Raw genomic sequence first — 15278 nt, 5'->3', positions numbered from 1 at the left:
TTGGCGTTTTCCACCCTAGTGCAGGCGTGCACGATGCGCGTGGCCGGGCCGTGACCGTCCCGAGATGTGATCCGGGTCTCTCAGAGGTCGAGCATGTCGGCGGTGAGGTTGGCGTCCGTGCCTGGGATGCCGAGGTCCTGCGCCCGCTTGTCGGCCATGGCCAGCAGCCGGCGGATGCGGCCCGCGACGGCGTCCTTGGTCATCGGCGGCTGCGCCAGCTGGCCGAGCTCCTCGAGGCTGGCCTGCTTGTGCTCCAGCCGCAGCGCACCCGCCTGCCGCAGGTGGTCGGGGACCTCGTCGCCGAGGATCTCCATGGCCCGCTCCACCCGGGCGCCCGCAGCGACGGCGGCGCGCGCGGACCGGCGCAGGTTGGCGTCGTCGAAGTTGGCCAGCCGGTTGGCGGTGGCGCGCACCTCGCGGCGCATCCGCCGCTCCTCCCACGCGAGGACCGCGTCGTGGGCCCCCATCCGGGTCAGGATCTGGCTGATCGCGTCACCATCACGTATGACGACCCGGTCCACCCCGCGGACCTCGCGGGCCTTGGCCTGGATCCCGACCCGGCGGGCCGCTCCGACCAGCGCCAGCGCGGCCTCGGGGCCGGGGCAGGTGACCTCGAGGGCGCTGCTGCGGCCGGGCTCGGTGAGGGATCCGTGGGCGAGGAAGGCACCGCGCCACGCGGCGACGGCGTCCTCCATGGCGCCCGAGACGACCTTGGGCGGCAGCCCGCGCACGGGTCGGCCGCGGGTGTCGATGAGCCCGGTCTGGCGGGCCAGGGCCTCGCCGTCCTGGACCACCCGGACCAGGTAGCGGCTGCCCTTGCGCAACCCCCCGCCGGACAGCACCCCGATCTCGCTGGTGTAGCCGTAGACGTCGGCGATGTCCTTGACGAGCCGGCGGGCCACGGAACCGGTGTCGAGCTCGGCCTCCACGACGATGCGTCCCGCGACGATGTGAAGACCACCGGTGAAGCGCAGCATCGCCGAGACCTCCGCCTTGCGGCAGGAGGGCTTGGTGATCTGGAGCCGACTGAGCTCGTCCTTGACCATGGCCGTCATCGACATGGGTACATCCTGACAGGTAGGGGTGCGGAAAGCGGGCGAAACGGGTGAATCGGGCACGACAGGTGTGACGTTGACAGCGGACCGTAGCCGCCGTCAACTCATGATGTCACGGTAGGCGGCGGCCAGCCGCAGCGAGTCGTGGTGCCCCGGGCGGCCGGGGACCGCGACATTGGCGATGACCAGCTCCGCGCCCAGCGAGGCCGCCGTGGCGCGCAGCGACGCCTCGTCGATGATCACCGAGGGGTCTGCGAGCACCACGTCGAGGTGCAGCCCCGGGACGTGGCCGGCGAGGACCTCCAGGTGCCGCTCGGCCGTGAACCCCGTCGTCTCGTGGGTGTCGAGCTCGAGGTTGAGGTTGAGCAGCCGCCGGGCGGACGTGCCGAGCAGCGCGTCGCGCAGCTCGGGCACCAGCAGGTGCGGCATGACGGAGGTGAACCACGAGCCGGGCCCGAGCACGGCCCACTCCGCCTCCTCGACGGCCTGCAGCGCCTCCGGGTGGGCCGGCGGGGAGGGTGGCACGACGCTCACCGAGACCACCTGACCGCGCGTCGACGCGACCTGCGCCTGGCCGCGGACCACCCGGTGCAGGTCGGGGTTGAGGCCGTCCAGCCCCTTGACGACCGCCTCGATCGTCAGCGGCACGGCCGCCATCGGCAGCACCCGGCCCCGGGCGTTGAGCAGCCGGCCCACCATGTCGAGCCCCCGCACGGTGTCGCCGTAGTGCTCCCACAGCGACAGGATCAGCAGGTTGCCGAGGCTGTGCCCGGCGAGCGGCCCCTCCCCCGCGAAGCGCTGCTGCAGCACCGCGGCCCAGGTGGTCCCCCACTCGTCGTCGTTGCAAAGCGCCGCGAGCGCCATACGAAGGTCACCAGGAGGGAGGACGTCGAACTCCTGGCGCAACCGGCCGGAGGAGCCGCCGTCGTCGGCGACCGTCACCACCGCCGTGATCTGGTCGGTCACGAGGCGCAGCGCCGCGAGGGAGGCGGCGAGGCCGTGGCCGCCGCCGAGCGCGACGACCCGGCGGCCCCTCACTCGCGCCCCAGGTCTCGGTGGACGGTGAGGGTGCCGACCTCCGGCCCGGCGAGCTCGCGGGACAGCCGCTCGGCGACGGCGACGGATCGGTGCTTGCCGCCGGTGCACCCCACGGCCAGGGTGACGTAGCGCCGGCCCTCGCGGACGTAGCCGGAGATCATCGCGTCCATCATCGCCACGGCGCGCTCGACGAACTCGTCCGCGCCCAGCTGGTCGAAGACGAAGCCCGCGACCTCGGGGTCGCGGCCGGTCTTGCTGCGCAGCTCGGGCACCCAGAAGGGGTTGGGCAGGAAGCGCATGTCCAGCACGATGTCGGCGTCGAGCGGGATGCCGTACTTGAACCCGAAGGACATGACCGCGATGCGGAGCCGTGGCCCCCGCTCGGTGTCGAAGATCTGGCTGATCTTGGCGGAGAACTGGTGGACGTTGAAGCCGGAGGTGTCGACGATGACGTCCGCCACCGACCGGATGTCGCCGAGCAGCTCGCGCTCGGCCTGGATCGCCTCCAGCAGGCCCCCCTCGCCCTGCAGCGGGTGGGGGCGCCGCACGCTCTCGAACCGCCGCACCAGCGTCTCGTCGGTCGCGTCGAGGAAGACGACGCGGGGCTGCCAGCCCAGGTCGCGCAGCTCCTGCAGCGCCTCCGACAGGGAGGCGAACATCGTGCGGGAGCGGACGTCGACGACCGCGGCGACCCGCAGCACCTCCGGCTGCTTGTCGAGCAGCAGCGTGGCCATCGGGGCGAGCATCTGCGGGGGGAGGTTGTCGGTGACGTACCACCCGGTGTCCTGCAGCACGTTGGACGCGGTCGAGCGCCCCGCCCCCGACAACCCGGTCACCACGACGAACTCGTGCTTGCCGGACACCTGGGGCATGTCGGCGGTGTCGGGGTCCTGCCCGCGCGACGTGCCGCGGGCTGACGTGGTGGGCTCGGCCACGGTGGCTCCTTCGCAAGACGGGGTCCGCGCCAGTCTAGGTCCCCCGGCTGCGCCTCAGCCGAAGCTGGGCCTAGGAGATGACCTCACCGGTCGTGAGGTTGATCGCCGGCTCCGCCGCGCCTGCGCCCAGCCGCTCGTGCACCGTCTCGGCGAGGGCCGGTCCGATGCCCGGCACGGCCTGCAGCTCCTCGACGCTGGCGGCGCGCAGCCGCTTGACCGAGCCAAAGGTCTTGAGCAGCGCCTTCTGCCGCGCCGCCCCGAGCCCCGGTATGCCGTCCAGCGCGCTGGTGGTCATGGCCTTGGAGCGCCGCTGCCGGTGGAAGGTGATCGCGAATCGGTGCGCCTCGTCCCGGACCCGCTGCAGCAGGTAGAGCCCCTCGCTGGTGCGGGGCAGGATGACGGGGAACTCCTGCCCCGGCACCCAGACCTCCTCGAGGCGCTTGGCGAGACCCACGAGCGCGACGTCGTCCACCCCGAGCTCGTCCAGCACCGCCTGGGCGGCATTGACCTGGGGCAGGCCGCCGTCGACCACGACCAGCTGAGGGGCGTAGGCGAACCGCCTGGCCCGCCCCGTCTCGGGGTCGATGCCGGCCGGCACGTCCGGCGCCGGGTCCGCGGCGACCTCGCCGCTGCGGGTCAGCTCGGTGACCTGGGGGCCGTCCTGCCCCTCCTCGCCACCCGCGACCGACTGCGCCACGTGCCGCCGGAAGCGGCGGGTCAGCACCTCGCGCATCGCCGCGGTGTCGTCGACCACCGGGGCCTCCCCGGGCGGCCCGTCGCCGCGGACGATGAAGCGGCGGTACTCCGCCTTGCGGGGCAGGCCGTCCTCGAAGACCACCATCGACGCGACCACGTTGGTGCCCTGGACGTGCGACACGTCGTAGCACTCGACGCGCAGCGGGGCGTCGTCGAGCTCGAGCGCCTCCTGCAGCTCCTGCAGCGCCTGGCTGCGCGCCGTGAGGTCGCCGGCCCGGCTGACCTTGTGCCGCGCCAGCGCCTGGTCGGCGTTGCGCCGGACCGTCTCGAGCAGGGCGCGCTTGTCGCCGCGCCGCGGCACCCGCACGTCGACCCGCGAGCCGCGCAGCCCGGACAGCCACTCCTCGACCGCGGCGGCGTCGTCGGGCAGCACGGGGACCAGCACCTCGCGGGGGACGCCGTCGCCGGACTCCCCGCCATACACCTGCTGGAGGAGGCGCTCGGTGAGCCCGGAGAGCGAGGCGACGTCCTCGGAGTCGCGCTCCACCACCCACCCCCGCTGGCCGCGGATGCGGCCGCCGCGCACGTGGAAGACCTGCACCGCGGCCTCCAGCTCGTCGTCGGCGACGGCGAAGACGTCGGCGTCGGTGGCGTCGCCGAGCACGACGGCAGACTTCTCCAGGGCCTTGGTCATCGCCTGCAGGTTGTCGCGCAGCATCGCGGCCCGCTCGAACTCCAGCGCCTGGGAGGCGGCCTGCATCTCGCGCTCCACGCGGCGCACGAACCTCGTGGTGCTGCCCGCCATGAAGTCGCAGAAGTCCTCGGCGATCTCGCGGTGCTCCTCGGCCGTCACCCGCCCGACGCAGGGCGCGGAGCACTTGTCGATGTAGCCGAGCAGGCACGGGCGACCCACCTGCTCGGCGCGCCGGAAGACGCCGGCGGAGCAGGTGCGCAGCGGGAAGACCTTGAGCAGCAGGTCCAGGGTCTCCCGGATCGCCCAGGCGTGACCGTAGGGACCGAAGTAGCGGGTGCCCTTGCGCTTGGCGCCCCGCATCACCTGGGCCCGCGGGAACTCCTCGCCCATCGTCACCGCGAGGTAGGGGTAGGACTTGTCGTCGCGGTACTTGACGTTGAAGCGCGGGTCGAACTCCTTGATCCAGGAGTACTCCAGCTGCAGCGCCTCGACCTCGGTCTTGACGACGGTCCACTCGACGCTGGCGCCGGTGGTGACCATGCGGCGGGTGCGGGGGTGCAGCGCCGCGATGTCCTGGAAGTAGGAGCTCAGCCGGCTGCGCAGGCTCTTGGCCTTGCCGACGTAGATGACCCGCCCCTCCTTGTCACGGAACCGGTAGACGCCCGGGTCCACGGGGATCTCGCCGGGGCGAGGGCGGTAGGTCGAGGGATCAGCCACGGCCCCAGGGTATGTCGCGGCACCGACAGACCCTCGGGTCGCTCGCGCGACACCCTGCTGAGGGCCGATCGGGTGAAGAGGTGACTCATCTCGAGCATGCGGACCGGCACGAGACGAGCGGTCGGTATGGCGGGACGAACGGTCGTCCAGCGCCAAGGCCCGGCGCCATACGGCAGGCAAACAGCCACAAACCATGACAAACGGCACCCCCGGGCACTCAACCCGTCAGGTCACGACCCTGTCACGGCCGACACCACGTCGGCCTCAAACCCTGGTGCGGGCCCCCGCACCGCCCTATTGTCAGGGCCACTCAAGGCGGACGTCAGCGGTGACCCCGCCTCCTGCATCCCTTGGAGGAAACGTGCAGCAGCGTTCCTGGATGGCTCTCGGCGCAACCGCGCTCGCGGCCTCTCTCGCCCTCTCGGCCTGCGGATCGCGCGGCGAGAGCGGCTCGTCCGGCGGTTCCGGTGGCTCGGGCGGCTCCGGCTCCGGGTCCACCAAGACCGTCAAGATCGGCGTCATCGCCCCCGTCTCCGGCGACCTGTCCGCCCTGGGTCTCGGCATCCAGCACTCCGTCGAGCTCGCCGCCAAGAAGGCGAACGACTCCGGCGCCGTGTCCGGCTGGAAGTTCGAGGTCGTCACCAAGGACGACGAGGCCAAGCCCGACGTCGCCAAGAACGCCGCCACCTCGATCGCCGCCGACAAGGACGTCATCGGCGTGGTGGGGACGCTCAACTCCTCGACCTCGCAGTCGGTGCAGCCGGTCCTGTCGACCGCCAAGATCGTCCAGGTCTCCCCCGCCAACACCAACCCCTCGCTGACCCGTGGCGCGAAGTTCAAGGACGCCCCGCAGCGGATGTACCCCACCTACTTCCGCACCTGCACCACCGACTCCGTGCAGGGCCCCTTCGCCGCGAAGTACCTCCTCGAGCAGGGCATCAAGGAGGTCGCGACGATCCACGACAAGAAGACCTACGGCCAGGGTCTGGCCGAGGCCTTCTCGGAGGAGTTCACCAAGGGCGGCGGCAAGGTCGTGGCCGCCGAGACCATCAACCCCGACGACTCCAACTACGGCCCGGTGATCTCCAAGATCAAGCCGTCCGGCCCCAAGGCCATCTACTACGGCGGTGAGTACCCGCAGGCCGGGCCGCTGTCCAAGCAGGCCAAGGCCGCCGGGCTCAACGTGCCGATCATGGGTGGCGACGGCATCTTCGCCGCCGACTTCATCAAGCTGGCCGGCACGACCGCCACCGGTGACCTCGCCACCTCCGTCGGCGCCCCGACCGACTCCCTGGAGAAGGGCAAGACCTTCCTCGCGGACTACAAGGCGGCCGGCTACGCCGAGCCGTCCGAGGCCTACGGCGCCTACTCCTACGACGCCGCCAACGCCATCATCGAGGCCGCGAAGACCGCCCTCAAGGACGCCAAGACCGTCGAGGACGCCCGCGCCAAGATGTCCGAGGCGCTCGGCAAGGTCTCCATCGACGGCGTCACCGGCAAGGTCGAGTTCGACGAGTACGGCGACACCAAGACCCGCATCCTGACCGCCTACAAGGTCGAGGGCGGCAAGTGGGTCCCGGCCAAGACCGGCTCCGCCTGAGCCCGTCGCGACACCGGTGACCGGGGCGGACCGGGTGACCGGCTCGTCCCGGTGACCCCGACGCCCGACATACGGCACCAGCTCCTGGGGGCGGGGAGGTCGACCACCTCCCCGCCCCCTCCCCTGCTCACCACACGACCAAAGGTGCACGCATGCAGATCCTGCAGTACCTCGTGGACGGAGTGACCCTCGGTTCCCTGTACGCCCTCATCGCCGTGGGCTACACCGTGGTCTACGGCATCGTCCAGCTCATCAACTTCGCCCACGGCGAGGTCTTCATGATCGGGGCCTTCGGGGCCCTGTCGACCTACCTGATCCTCTTCAAGGACCAGCACGCGCTCTGGGTGCTGCCCGTCATGATCGTGGGAGCCATCATCTCCTCGGTCCTGGTGGCCGTCCTCATGGAGCGCATCGCCTACCGCCCGCTGCGCCACGCCCCCCGGCTCGCGCCGCTGATCACCGCCATCGGCATCTCCGTGATCCTGCAGGAGGGCGTGCGCCTGTTCTACGACCGCCCCAGCCTGGTCACGGACTGGAACCCCTTCCACTTCCCCTCCGCCAAGTCCAAGATCTCCTTCCCCGCCATCGACGGGGTCACCGGCGAGGCCTGGTCCCTCGGCGGGGTCAGCCTGGCCCGGCCCGCGGCGTTCACCATCGCCTCGCTGCTCGTCTGCGCCGCCTTCCTGTGGTGGTTCGTCAACCGCACCCGCACCGGCCGCGGCATGCAGGCGGTCTCCCAGGACCCCGACACCGCCCGCCTGATGGGGGTCGACGTGGACCGGATCATCGTCGTGTCCTTCGCCCTCGGTGCGGCGCTCGCGGCGGTCGCCGGCGTCGCCCAGGGCCTGCAGGACACCACCATCGGCTTCCGGATGGGCTTCCTCTACGGCCTGAAGGCCTTCACCGCCGCCGTCCTCGGCGGCATCGGCAACATCCAGGGCGCCGTCGTCGGCGGCGTGGCCCTGGGCATCGTCGAGGCCTTCGCCACCAACCTCTTCCCCTCGGACTGGAAGGACGTGTGGGCGTTCGGGCTCCTTATCGTCTTTCTCGTCTTCCGTCCCCAGGGGATCATGGGCGCGCGGGTGGTGGACCGGGCATGAGCACCGTCACCTCCTCCTCCACCTCTCCCTCTCCCGAGGGCCGTATGCCGTCCTCCGCCGACCCCGCCACCGACCCCCGCCAGGACCGGGCGCTGACCCGGGCGTGGGCGATCGGGCTCGCGGGCTCGGTGCTGCTCGTCGTCAGCGGCTTCATGTCGTGGACCTACAACCGCGACCTGCTCGGGGACGTCACGCTCTACGGCAACCCCGCGCCGGTGCAGCTCTTCGCCGTGGTCCTGGGTCTGCTGGCGCTCTTCATGACGCTGGTGCGCAAGGGCCCGCTCGCGCGGTTCGGGCGCCGTCTGGGGTCGCCGTCCGGCCTCAAGCCGCTCGGCATCGGGGCCACGGTCTTCATGGCGCTCGCCCTCGTCGCCGTCGCCGCCTCCGACCCCGCCATGGTGGCGGCGGCCGACCCCGGCCTCTGGGTCGGGCTCGTCGGCGCGGTGCTCGTCGCCGTCGCGGGCTTCCTGCTGCCGGTGCACAAGGTGCGGCGCGAGCAGCACCAGCGGTTCCCGGCGTGGGTCGAGATCCTCGTCATCGTGGCGCTTGTGGCCCTCGTGCTGCTCGGGGCGGCATACGGGCTCGGCATCGACGACGCCTGGCTGTTCGTGCTGTTCCTGGTGTTCGTCTTCGCGGCCGGGGCCGGGCTCGCGGGCGGCGGGTTCTTCGACTGGCTGTCGATCGTCGCCGCCCACCACAGCCGGGTGCTGCTGCTGGCGGCCTTCGTCGCGGCCTTCGCCTTCCCCTTCACCCAGGGCGGCTCCAACGCCAACATGTCGATCGCCACGCAGGTCATCATCTTCGCGGCGACCGCCCTCGGCCTCAACATCGTCGTCGGCCTGGCGGGCCTGCTCGACCTCGGCTACATCGCCTTCCTCGGGGCGGGCGCCTACGTGGCGGCGACCCTGTCGGAGTCGACCTTCGCGACGATCGGGTGGCACCCGCCGTTCCTGGTCGTGGTGCTGCTGGGCGCCGGCTTCTCCGCCGTCCTCGGCCTGATCATCGGCTCGCCGACGCTGCGCGTGTCCGGCGACTACCTGGCGATCGTGACCCTGGCCTTCGGCGAGATCTTCCGGCTGGCCATGAACAACCTCGACGGCGCCCACGGCCCCAACATCACCCGTGGCCCCAACGGCATCCCCGCGATCCCCGACCTGGAGTTCTTCGGCTTCAACTTCGGGGACACCCACAACATCTTCGGCGTGGACATCCCCCGGTTCGCCAACTACTACTTCCTGCTGCTGCTGCTCATCGGCCTGATCACCCTGGTGTTCAGCCGGCTCAACGACAGCCGCATCGGTCGTGGGTGGATCGCGATCCGCGAGGACGAGAAGGCCGCGGAGGCCATGGGCGTCAACGTCTTCGGCCTCAAGCTGCTGGCCTTCGCCGGCGGCGCCTTCCTCGCCGGCCTCGCCGGCACGGTCAAGGCGCACCACGACCAGTCGGTCACGCCGGACCAGTACCAGTTCCTCGAGTCCGCGTTCCTGCTCGCCGCGGTGGTCCTCGGCGGCATGGGCACCATCGGCGGCGTGCTGCTCGGCGCCGTGGTCCTCAAGCTGCTCCCGGAGAAGCTGCGATTCTTCAGCGAGTACCGCCTGCTGCTCTTCGGTCTGCTGCTCGTCGTCATGATGCGCTTCCGGCCCGAGGGCCTGGTGGCAAGCAAGCGTCGCCAGCTGGAGTTCCACGAGGACGACGAAGAGCTGGCCGACGAAGTCGAGTCCGTCCACGTGGAGAAGGTGTCATGAGTACCCGAGTCGACGAGCGCGCCGGTCACCCCGGCGACGCCGCCGCGCCCACCGGCGCCGTCCTGCTGGAGGCCCGCGGCGTCACCATGCGCTTCGGCGGTCTCACGGCCGTCAACCAGGTGGACATGGTCGTCCACGAGGGCGAGATCATGGGGCTCATCGGCCCCAACGGCGCCGGCAAGACGACCTTCTTCAACTGCCTCACCGGGCTCTACAAGCCGACCGAGGGGCGGGTCGCCCTCGCCGGCAAGGAGATCCCGCCGAAGCCCGGGCTGGTCGTCAAGGCGGGCATGGCCCGCACCTTCCAGAACATCCGGCTCTTCGGCAACATGACGGCGCTCGAGAACGTCATGGTCGGGCGGTTCTGCCGCACCTCGGCCGGTCCGATCACCTCGATCCTGCGCGGCCCGAAGTATCGCCGCGAGGAGCGGGAGACCACGGAGCGGGCGCAGGAGCTGCTGGACTTCGTGGGCCTCGGGGCCTCGGCGGAGAGCCTGGCGCGCAACCTGCCGTATGGCGACCAGCGCCGCCTCGAGATCGCGCGGGCCCTCGCCACGGACCCGTCGGTGGTGCTGCTCGACGAGCCCACCGCGGGCATGAACCCGCGCGAGACCGAGCAGGCCCAGGAGCTGATCTTCCGGATCCGCGACAACGGCATGGCGGTCGTCGTCATCGAGCACGACATGCGCTTCATCTTCAACCTGTGCGACCGGGTGCTGTGCCTGGTGCGCGGGGAGGCGCTCGTCGAGGGGCCGCCCGGCGTGGTGCAGTCCGACCCGCGGGTGATCGAGGCCTACATCGGTGGCGCCGACGAGCCCGCGGAGGACGCCGACGGGGTCCGCGAGGACGGGCGCCGCGAGGAGGAGACGCGATGAGCATGCTCGAGGTGAAGGGCCTGCGGGTCGCCTACGGCAAGATCGAGGCCGTCAAGGGCATCTCCTTCGACGTCGAGGAGGGCCAGGTGGTGTCGTTGATCGGCACCAACGGCGCCGGCAAGACCACGACGCTGCGCACCATCTCCGGGCTGCTGCGGCCCGCCCGGGGGTCGATCACCTTCGAGGGCAAGCGGATCGACGACGTGCCGGCCCACAAGATCGTGACGATGGGCCTGGCGCAGTCACCCGAGGGGCGGCGGATCTTCCCGCGCATGACGGTCGAGGAGAACCTCATGCTCGGGGCCTTCGCCCGCAAGGACTCGGCGGCGGCCGTGCGCGAGGACCTGCACGCCGCCTTCGAGCTCTTCCCGATCCTGCAGGAGCGGCGCTCGCAGCCGGCCGGGACCTTCTCGGGCGGTGAGCAGCAGATGCTGGCGATGGGGCGCGCCATGATGTCGCGGCCCCGGCTGCTGCTGCTCGACGAGCCGTCGATGGGTCTGTCCCCGCTGATGATGAAGCGCATCATGTCGACCGTGCAGACGCTCAAGCAGCAGGGCACCACCATCCTGCTGGTCGAGCAGAACGCCAACGCGGCCCTGTCGATCTCCGACGTGGGCTACGTGCTCGAGGTCGGCAAGATCGTGCTGCGGGGCACCGGCGCGGAGCTGCTGTCCTCGGACGAGGTGCGCAAGGCCTACCTCGGCGAGGAGTAGCCGCTCACCACGCCCGTCGCGTCCCCGATCAGGGCCGAGCCGCCCAGCGCCGGCCCTGATCGGGGAACCCCGAGTGGGTCAGGGGCACGCAGCGTTCCCCGCAGACGCCGGCCGGCTGCCGTGAACCGCGATCGGGGAACCCCGAGTGCGCCACGGGCACGCAGCGTTCCCCGATCAGGCGGGCGTCGGATCCGACGCCGTCGCCCCGGCCTCCCCGGTCGCCCCGGTCGCCCCGGACGCCGCGGCCTCGAGGGCCGCCACGTCGAGCTTGACCATCCGCTGGTTGACGCGGGCCACCACCTGCGGGTCCGGGTCGCCGAAGAGCTCGAACAGCCGCTTGGGCACCACCTGCCAGCTGAACCCGAAGCGGTCCTTGAGCCAGCCGCACTGCGACTCGCTGCCGCCGCCCTCGAGCAGGGCGGCCCAGATCCGGTCGACCTCGGCCTGGTCGTCGCAGGTCACCTGCAGCGACACGCACTCGGAGAACGGGAACTGCGGGCCGCCGTTGAGCCCCGCGTAGCGGCGCCCGTCGAGCTCGAAGTCCACCACCATCACGGTCCCGGGGTCGCCCTTGTCACCGCCCTCGGGGTAGGGGATGTCGGTGAGGATCCGCGAGTTGGGGATCACCGACGTCCACAGCCGAGCGGCGTCCACCGCGTTGCCGTCGAACCACAGGACCGGGGTCACAGATTGCATGAGCTCACCTCGTGGGGCCGGGCCACGACCGTCGTATGCCGCCTCGCCCACCCAGTGTGCCGGGTGGGGGCGCCGCGCGACACCCCCGTCCGGTCAACCCGCGCCGCGACGAGGCCGCCTTGTCGATGCCCGCCCGGTCAACCCGCTCCCCGACGAGGCCGCCTTGCCGGTGCCCGCCCGGTCAGCCGCGCCGCGACGTGGCCGTCTTGCCCGAGGCCTTGCCCGTGGTCCTGCCGGAGGTCCTTGCCGCAGCCTTCGCGGCAGTCTTGGCCGTGCCCTTGGCCGCAGTCTTCGCCGTGCCCTTGCCCGCGGTCGTGGTCACGGCCTGGCTGGTCGTGGGCTTGGACGCGCTCGCCGCCGCGGACTTGCGGGCGGCCGCGGCTGCCCGCTTGATGGACCCCCGCACCGGCGCGTCGACCCGAGGGGCCACCTTGGCGTCGAACCGCTCCGTGGTCTTGTCCAGCACCGGCCGCAGGAACTGCCCGGTGAACGACCCGGCCACCGCGGCCACCTCCTCCGGGGTGCCGGTCGCGACGACGGTCCCGCCCCGCGAGCCGCCCTCCGGGCCCATGTCGACGATCCAGTCGGCATTCTTGATCACGTCGAGGTTGTGCTCGATGACCAGCACCGTGTTGCCCTTGTCGACGAGGCCCTGCAGGACGAGGAGCAGCTTGCGGATGTCCTCGAAGTGCAGCCCGGTGGTGGGCTCGTCGAGCACGTAGATGGTCCGGCCCGTCGACCGCTTCTGCAGCTCGGCCGCGAGCTTGACCCGCTGCGCCTCGCCGCCGGACAGGGTGGTTGCCGGCTGCCCGAGGCGGACGTAGCCGAGGCCCACCTCGACGAGGGTCTTGAGGTGGCGCGAGATCGCGGGCACGGCCTCGAAGAAGGAGGCGGCCTCCTCGATCGGCATGTCCAGGACGTCCGCGATCGTCTTGCCCTTGTAGTGCACCTCGAGCGTCTCGCGGTTGTAGCGCGCCCCGTGGCACACCTCGCAGGGGACGTAGACGTCGGGCAGGAAGTTCATCTCGATCTTGATGGTGCCGTCGCCGTTGCAGTTGTCGCAGCGACCGCCCTTGACGTTGAACGAGAACCGGCCGGGCTGGTAGCCCCGCACCTTGGCCTCGGTGGTCTGCGCGAAGAGCTTGCGCATGTGGTCGAACACGCCGGTGTAGGTGGCCGGGTTGGAGCGCGGCGTCCGCCCGATCGGTGACTGGTCGACGTGGACGACCTTGTCGAGGTGCTCCAGGCCCGTGACGGTCTGGTGCCGGCCGGGGACCTGGCGGGCGCCGTTGAGCTTGTTGGCGAGCACGGTGTAGAGGATGTCGTTGACGAGCGTGGACTTGCCGGACCCGGAGACCCCGGTGACCGCGACGAGGTTGCCGAGCGGGAAGCTGACGTCCACCCCGTCGAGGTTGTGCTCCCGGGCCCCGTGGACGGTGACCTCGCGCCCCGGCTCCTGCGGTCGGCGCACCGCGGGCATGGGGATCTCCCGGCGGCCGGAGAGGTAGAGGCCCGTCGCCGAGTGCTCGTTGGCGAGCAGCTCGGCGACCGGGCCGCTGTGGACGACCTTGCCGCCGCGCTCCCCCGCGCCCGGGCCGATGTCGACGACCCAGTCGGCCGTGGCGATGGTGTCCTCGTCGTGCTCGACGACGATGAGCGTGTTGCCCAGGTCCCGCAGCCGGGTGAGGGTCTCGATGAGCCGGTGGTTGTCGCGCTGGTGCAGACCGATCGAGGGCTCGTCGAGGACGTAGAGCACCCCCACCAGCCCGGACCCGATCTGGGTGGCCAGCCGGATGCGCTGCGCCTCCCCGCCGGACAGCGTCCCCGCCGGGCGGTCCAGGGACAGGTAGTCCAGGCCCACGTCGAGCAGGAAGCCGAGCCGGGCGTGGATCTCCTTGATGACCCGCTCGGCGATCTGCCGCTCCCGCTCGCTGAAGTCGACGGTGCGCAGGAAGCGCGCGGCCTCGTCGATGGACAGCGCGCACACCTGCGCGATGGACTTGCCGCCCAGCAGCACGGCGAGGACCTCCGGCTTGAGGCGGGCGCCCTGGCAGACCGGGCACGGCACCTCGCGCATGTAGCCCTCGTAGCGCTCGCGGGACCACTCGGACTCGGTCTCGGCGTGCCGCCGGCGCACGAACGGCACGACGCCCTCGAAGCCGGTGGTGTAGGACCGGTCCCGGCCGTAGCGGTTGCGGTACTTCACGTGCACCTTGTAGTCCTGCCCGTGCAGCAGCGCCTGCTTGGCCCGCTCGGGCAGCGAGCGCCACGGCACGTCCATGCTGAAGGAGAGGTCCTCCGCGAGGGCCCCCACCACCCGCTGGAAGTGGTCCTGCGCGCCGCTGCCCTGGGCCCACGGCGCGATGGCGCCGTCGCGCAGGCTGAGCTCCTCGTCCGGGACGACCAGCTCGGGGTCGACCTCCAGCTCGGTGCCGAGGCCCGTGCAGGCGGGGCAGGCGCCATACGGCGCGTTGAAGGAGAAGGAGCGGGGCTCGATCTCGTCCAGCGAGAGGGGGTGGTTGTTGGGGCAGGCCATCTTCTCGGAGAAGCGGCGCTCCGAGGCGACCGGGTTGCCGTCGTCGTCGAGCTGCCCCTCCGCCACGTCGACGAGGTCGATGGTGAGGATGCCGCCGGTGAGCCCGAGCGCGGTCTCCACCGAGTCGGTGAGCCGCTGCTTGCTGGAGGCGTCGCCCCCCTTGGACACCAGCCGGTCGACGACGACCTCGATGGTGTGCTTGCGCTGCTTCTCCAGCTTGGGGACCTCGGTGAGCGAGAGCACCTCGCCGTCGACGCGCGCGCGGGAGAAGCCCTTGGTCTGCAGCTCGGCGAAGAGGTCGACGAACTCCCCCTTGCGCCCCTGCACCACGGGCGCCAGCACCTGGAAGCGGGTGCGCTCGGGCAGCGTGAGCAGCTGGTCGACGATCTGCTGCGGGGTCTGGCGACCGACCACCTCGCCGCACACCGGGCAGTGCGGTCGCCCCGCCCGCGCGAAGAGCAGCCGCAGGTAGTCGTAGACCTCCGTGATCGTGCCCACCGTCGAGCGCGGGTTGCGGTTGGTGGACTTCTGGTCGATCGACACCGCGGGCGAGAGCCCCTCGATGAAGTCGACGTCCGGCTTGTCCATCTGCCCGAGGAACTGCCGCGCGTAGGCCGACAGGCTCTCGACGTAGCGCCGCTGGCCCTCTGCGAAGATCGTGTCGAAGGCGAGCGACGACTTGCCCGACCCGGACAGGCCGGTGAAGACGACGAGCGCGTCGCGCGGCAGGTCGACGGAGACGTTGCGCAGGTTGTGCTCGCGCGCGCCCCGGACGATCAGGCGGTCGTGGAGGCGGCGCGGAGCGAGGGAGGATTCAGGCACGCCCGCCATGCTAGGCGCCAGCACCGACAGACCCCCCTCCTGCCGCCCGCCGGGCC

The 15278-nt window shown here is 71.4% G+C and carries 11 protein-coding genes; 5 read left to right on the top strand and 6 right to left on the bottom strand.

The features are described from left to right. Positions 1-80: 80 nt before the first annotated feature. The 4 genes from whiA to uvrC form a co-directional block, all read right to left on the bottom strand. Positions 81-1061 carry a DNA-binding protein WhiA gene (whiA, locus tag ADJ73_RS11585; RefSeq protein ID WP_050348390.1) on the bottom strand — a complete coding sequence of 327 codons (981 nt, stop codon included), beginning with the start codon at positions 1059-1061 and terminating at the stop codon, positions 81-83. Between the two features lie 93 nt (positions 1062-1154). Next, positions 1155-2093 (bottom strand): gluconeogenesis factor YvcK family protein, encoded by a 939-nt coding sequence (locus ADJ73_RS11580; protein ID WP_050348389.1) that lies wholly within the window; start codon positions 2091-2093, stop codon positions 1155-1157. Then, positions 2090-2965 (bottom strand): RNase adapter RapZ, encoded by an 876-nt coding sequence (rapZ, locus tag ADJ73_RS11575; RefSeq protein WP_050349420.1) that lies wholly within the window; start codon positions 2963-2965, stop codon positions 2090-2092. The genes ADJ73_RS11580 and rapZ overlap by 4 nt, the downstream gene beginning before the upstream one ends. A gap of 133 nt (positions 2966-3098) precedes the next feature. Continuing rightward, a complete protein-coding gene (gene uvrC / locus ADJ73_RS11570; protein ID WP_050348388.1) occupies positions 3099-5135 on the bottom strand; it encodes an excinuclease ABC subunit UvrC in 2037 nt (678 codons plus the stop codon). Positions 5136-5514: 379 nt separating this feature from the next. Between uvrC and ADJ73_RS11565 the strand changes: the two genes are divergently transcribed. The 5 genes from ADJ73_RS11565 to ADJ73_RS11545 all read left to right on the top strand — a co-directional run bounded on the left by ADJ73_RS11565 (position 5515) and on the right by ADJ73_RS11545 (position 11168). Then, the gene (locus ADJ73_RS11565; RefSeq protein WP_082176949.1) at positions 5515-6735 is read left to right on the top strand and encodes a branched-chain amino acid ABC transporter substrate-binding protein; all 1221 of its coding nucleotides are present in this window, start codon (positions 5515-5517) and stop codon (positions 6733-6735) included. Between the two features lie 152 nt (positions 6736-6887). Further along, positions 6888-7835 (top strand): branched-chain amino acid ABC transporter permease, encoded by a 948-nt coding sequence (locus tag ADJ73_RS11560; protein ID WP_050348386.1) that lies wholly within the window; start codon positions 6888-6890, stop codon positions 7833-7835. Continuing rightward, on the top strand, positions 7832-9580 hold the full coding sequence (locus ADJ73_RS11555; RefSeq protein WP_156188217.1) for a branched-chain amino acid ABC transporter permease: 1749 nt from the start codon (positions 7832-7834) through the stop codon (positions 9578-9580). Before ADJ73_RS11560 ends, ADJ73_RS11555 begins: the two co-directional genes overlap by 4 nt. Further along, the gene (locus ADJ73_RS11550) at positions 9577-10455 is read left to right on the top strand and encodes an ABC transporter ATP-binding protein (protein WP_050348385.1); all 879 of its coding nucleotides are present in this window, start codon (positions 9577-9579) and stop codon (positions 10453-10455) included. Before ADJ73_RS11555 ends, ADJ73_RS11550 begins: the two co-directional genes overlap by 4 nt. Positions 10456-10457: 2 nt before the next feature. Next, positions 10458-11168 carry an ABC transporter ATP-binding protein gene (locus ADJ73_RS11545; protein WP_253272729.1) on the top strand — a complete coding sequence of 237 codons (711 nt, stop codon included), beginning with the start codon at positions 10458-10460 and terminating at the stop codon, positions 11166-11168. Positions 11169-11342: 174 nt separating this feature from the next. Here ADJ73_RS11545 and ADJ73_RS11540 read toward each other — a convergent pair whose 3' ends face one another. After that, on the bottom strand, positions 11343-11864 hold the full coding sequence (locus ADJ73_RS11540) for a VOC family protein (RefSeq protein WP_050348383.1): 522 nt from the start codon (positions 11862-11864) through the stop codon (positions 11343-11345). A gap of 181 nt (positions 11865-12045) precedes the next feature. Then, positions 12046-15231, bottom strand: a complete 3186-nt coding sequence (gene uvrA, locus ADJ73_RS11535) for an excinuclease ABC subunit UvrA (RefSeq protein WP_050348382.1) — start codon at positions 15229-15231, stop codon at positions 12046-12048. Positions 15232-15278: the final 47 nt, after the last annotated feature.

The organism is Arsenicicoccus sp. oral taxon 190 (assembly GCF_001189535.1).
Taxonomy (GTDB): domain Bacteria; phylum Actinomycetota; class Actinomycetes; order Actinomycetales; family Dermatophilaceae; genus Arsenicicoccus.
This window is presented reverse-complemented; position numbering and strand designations above follow the sequence as displayed.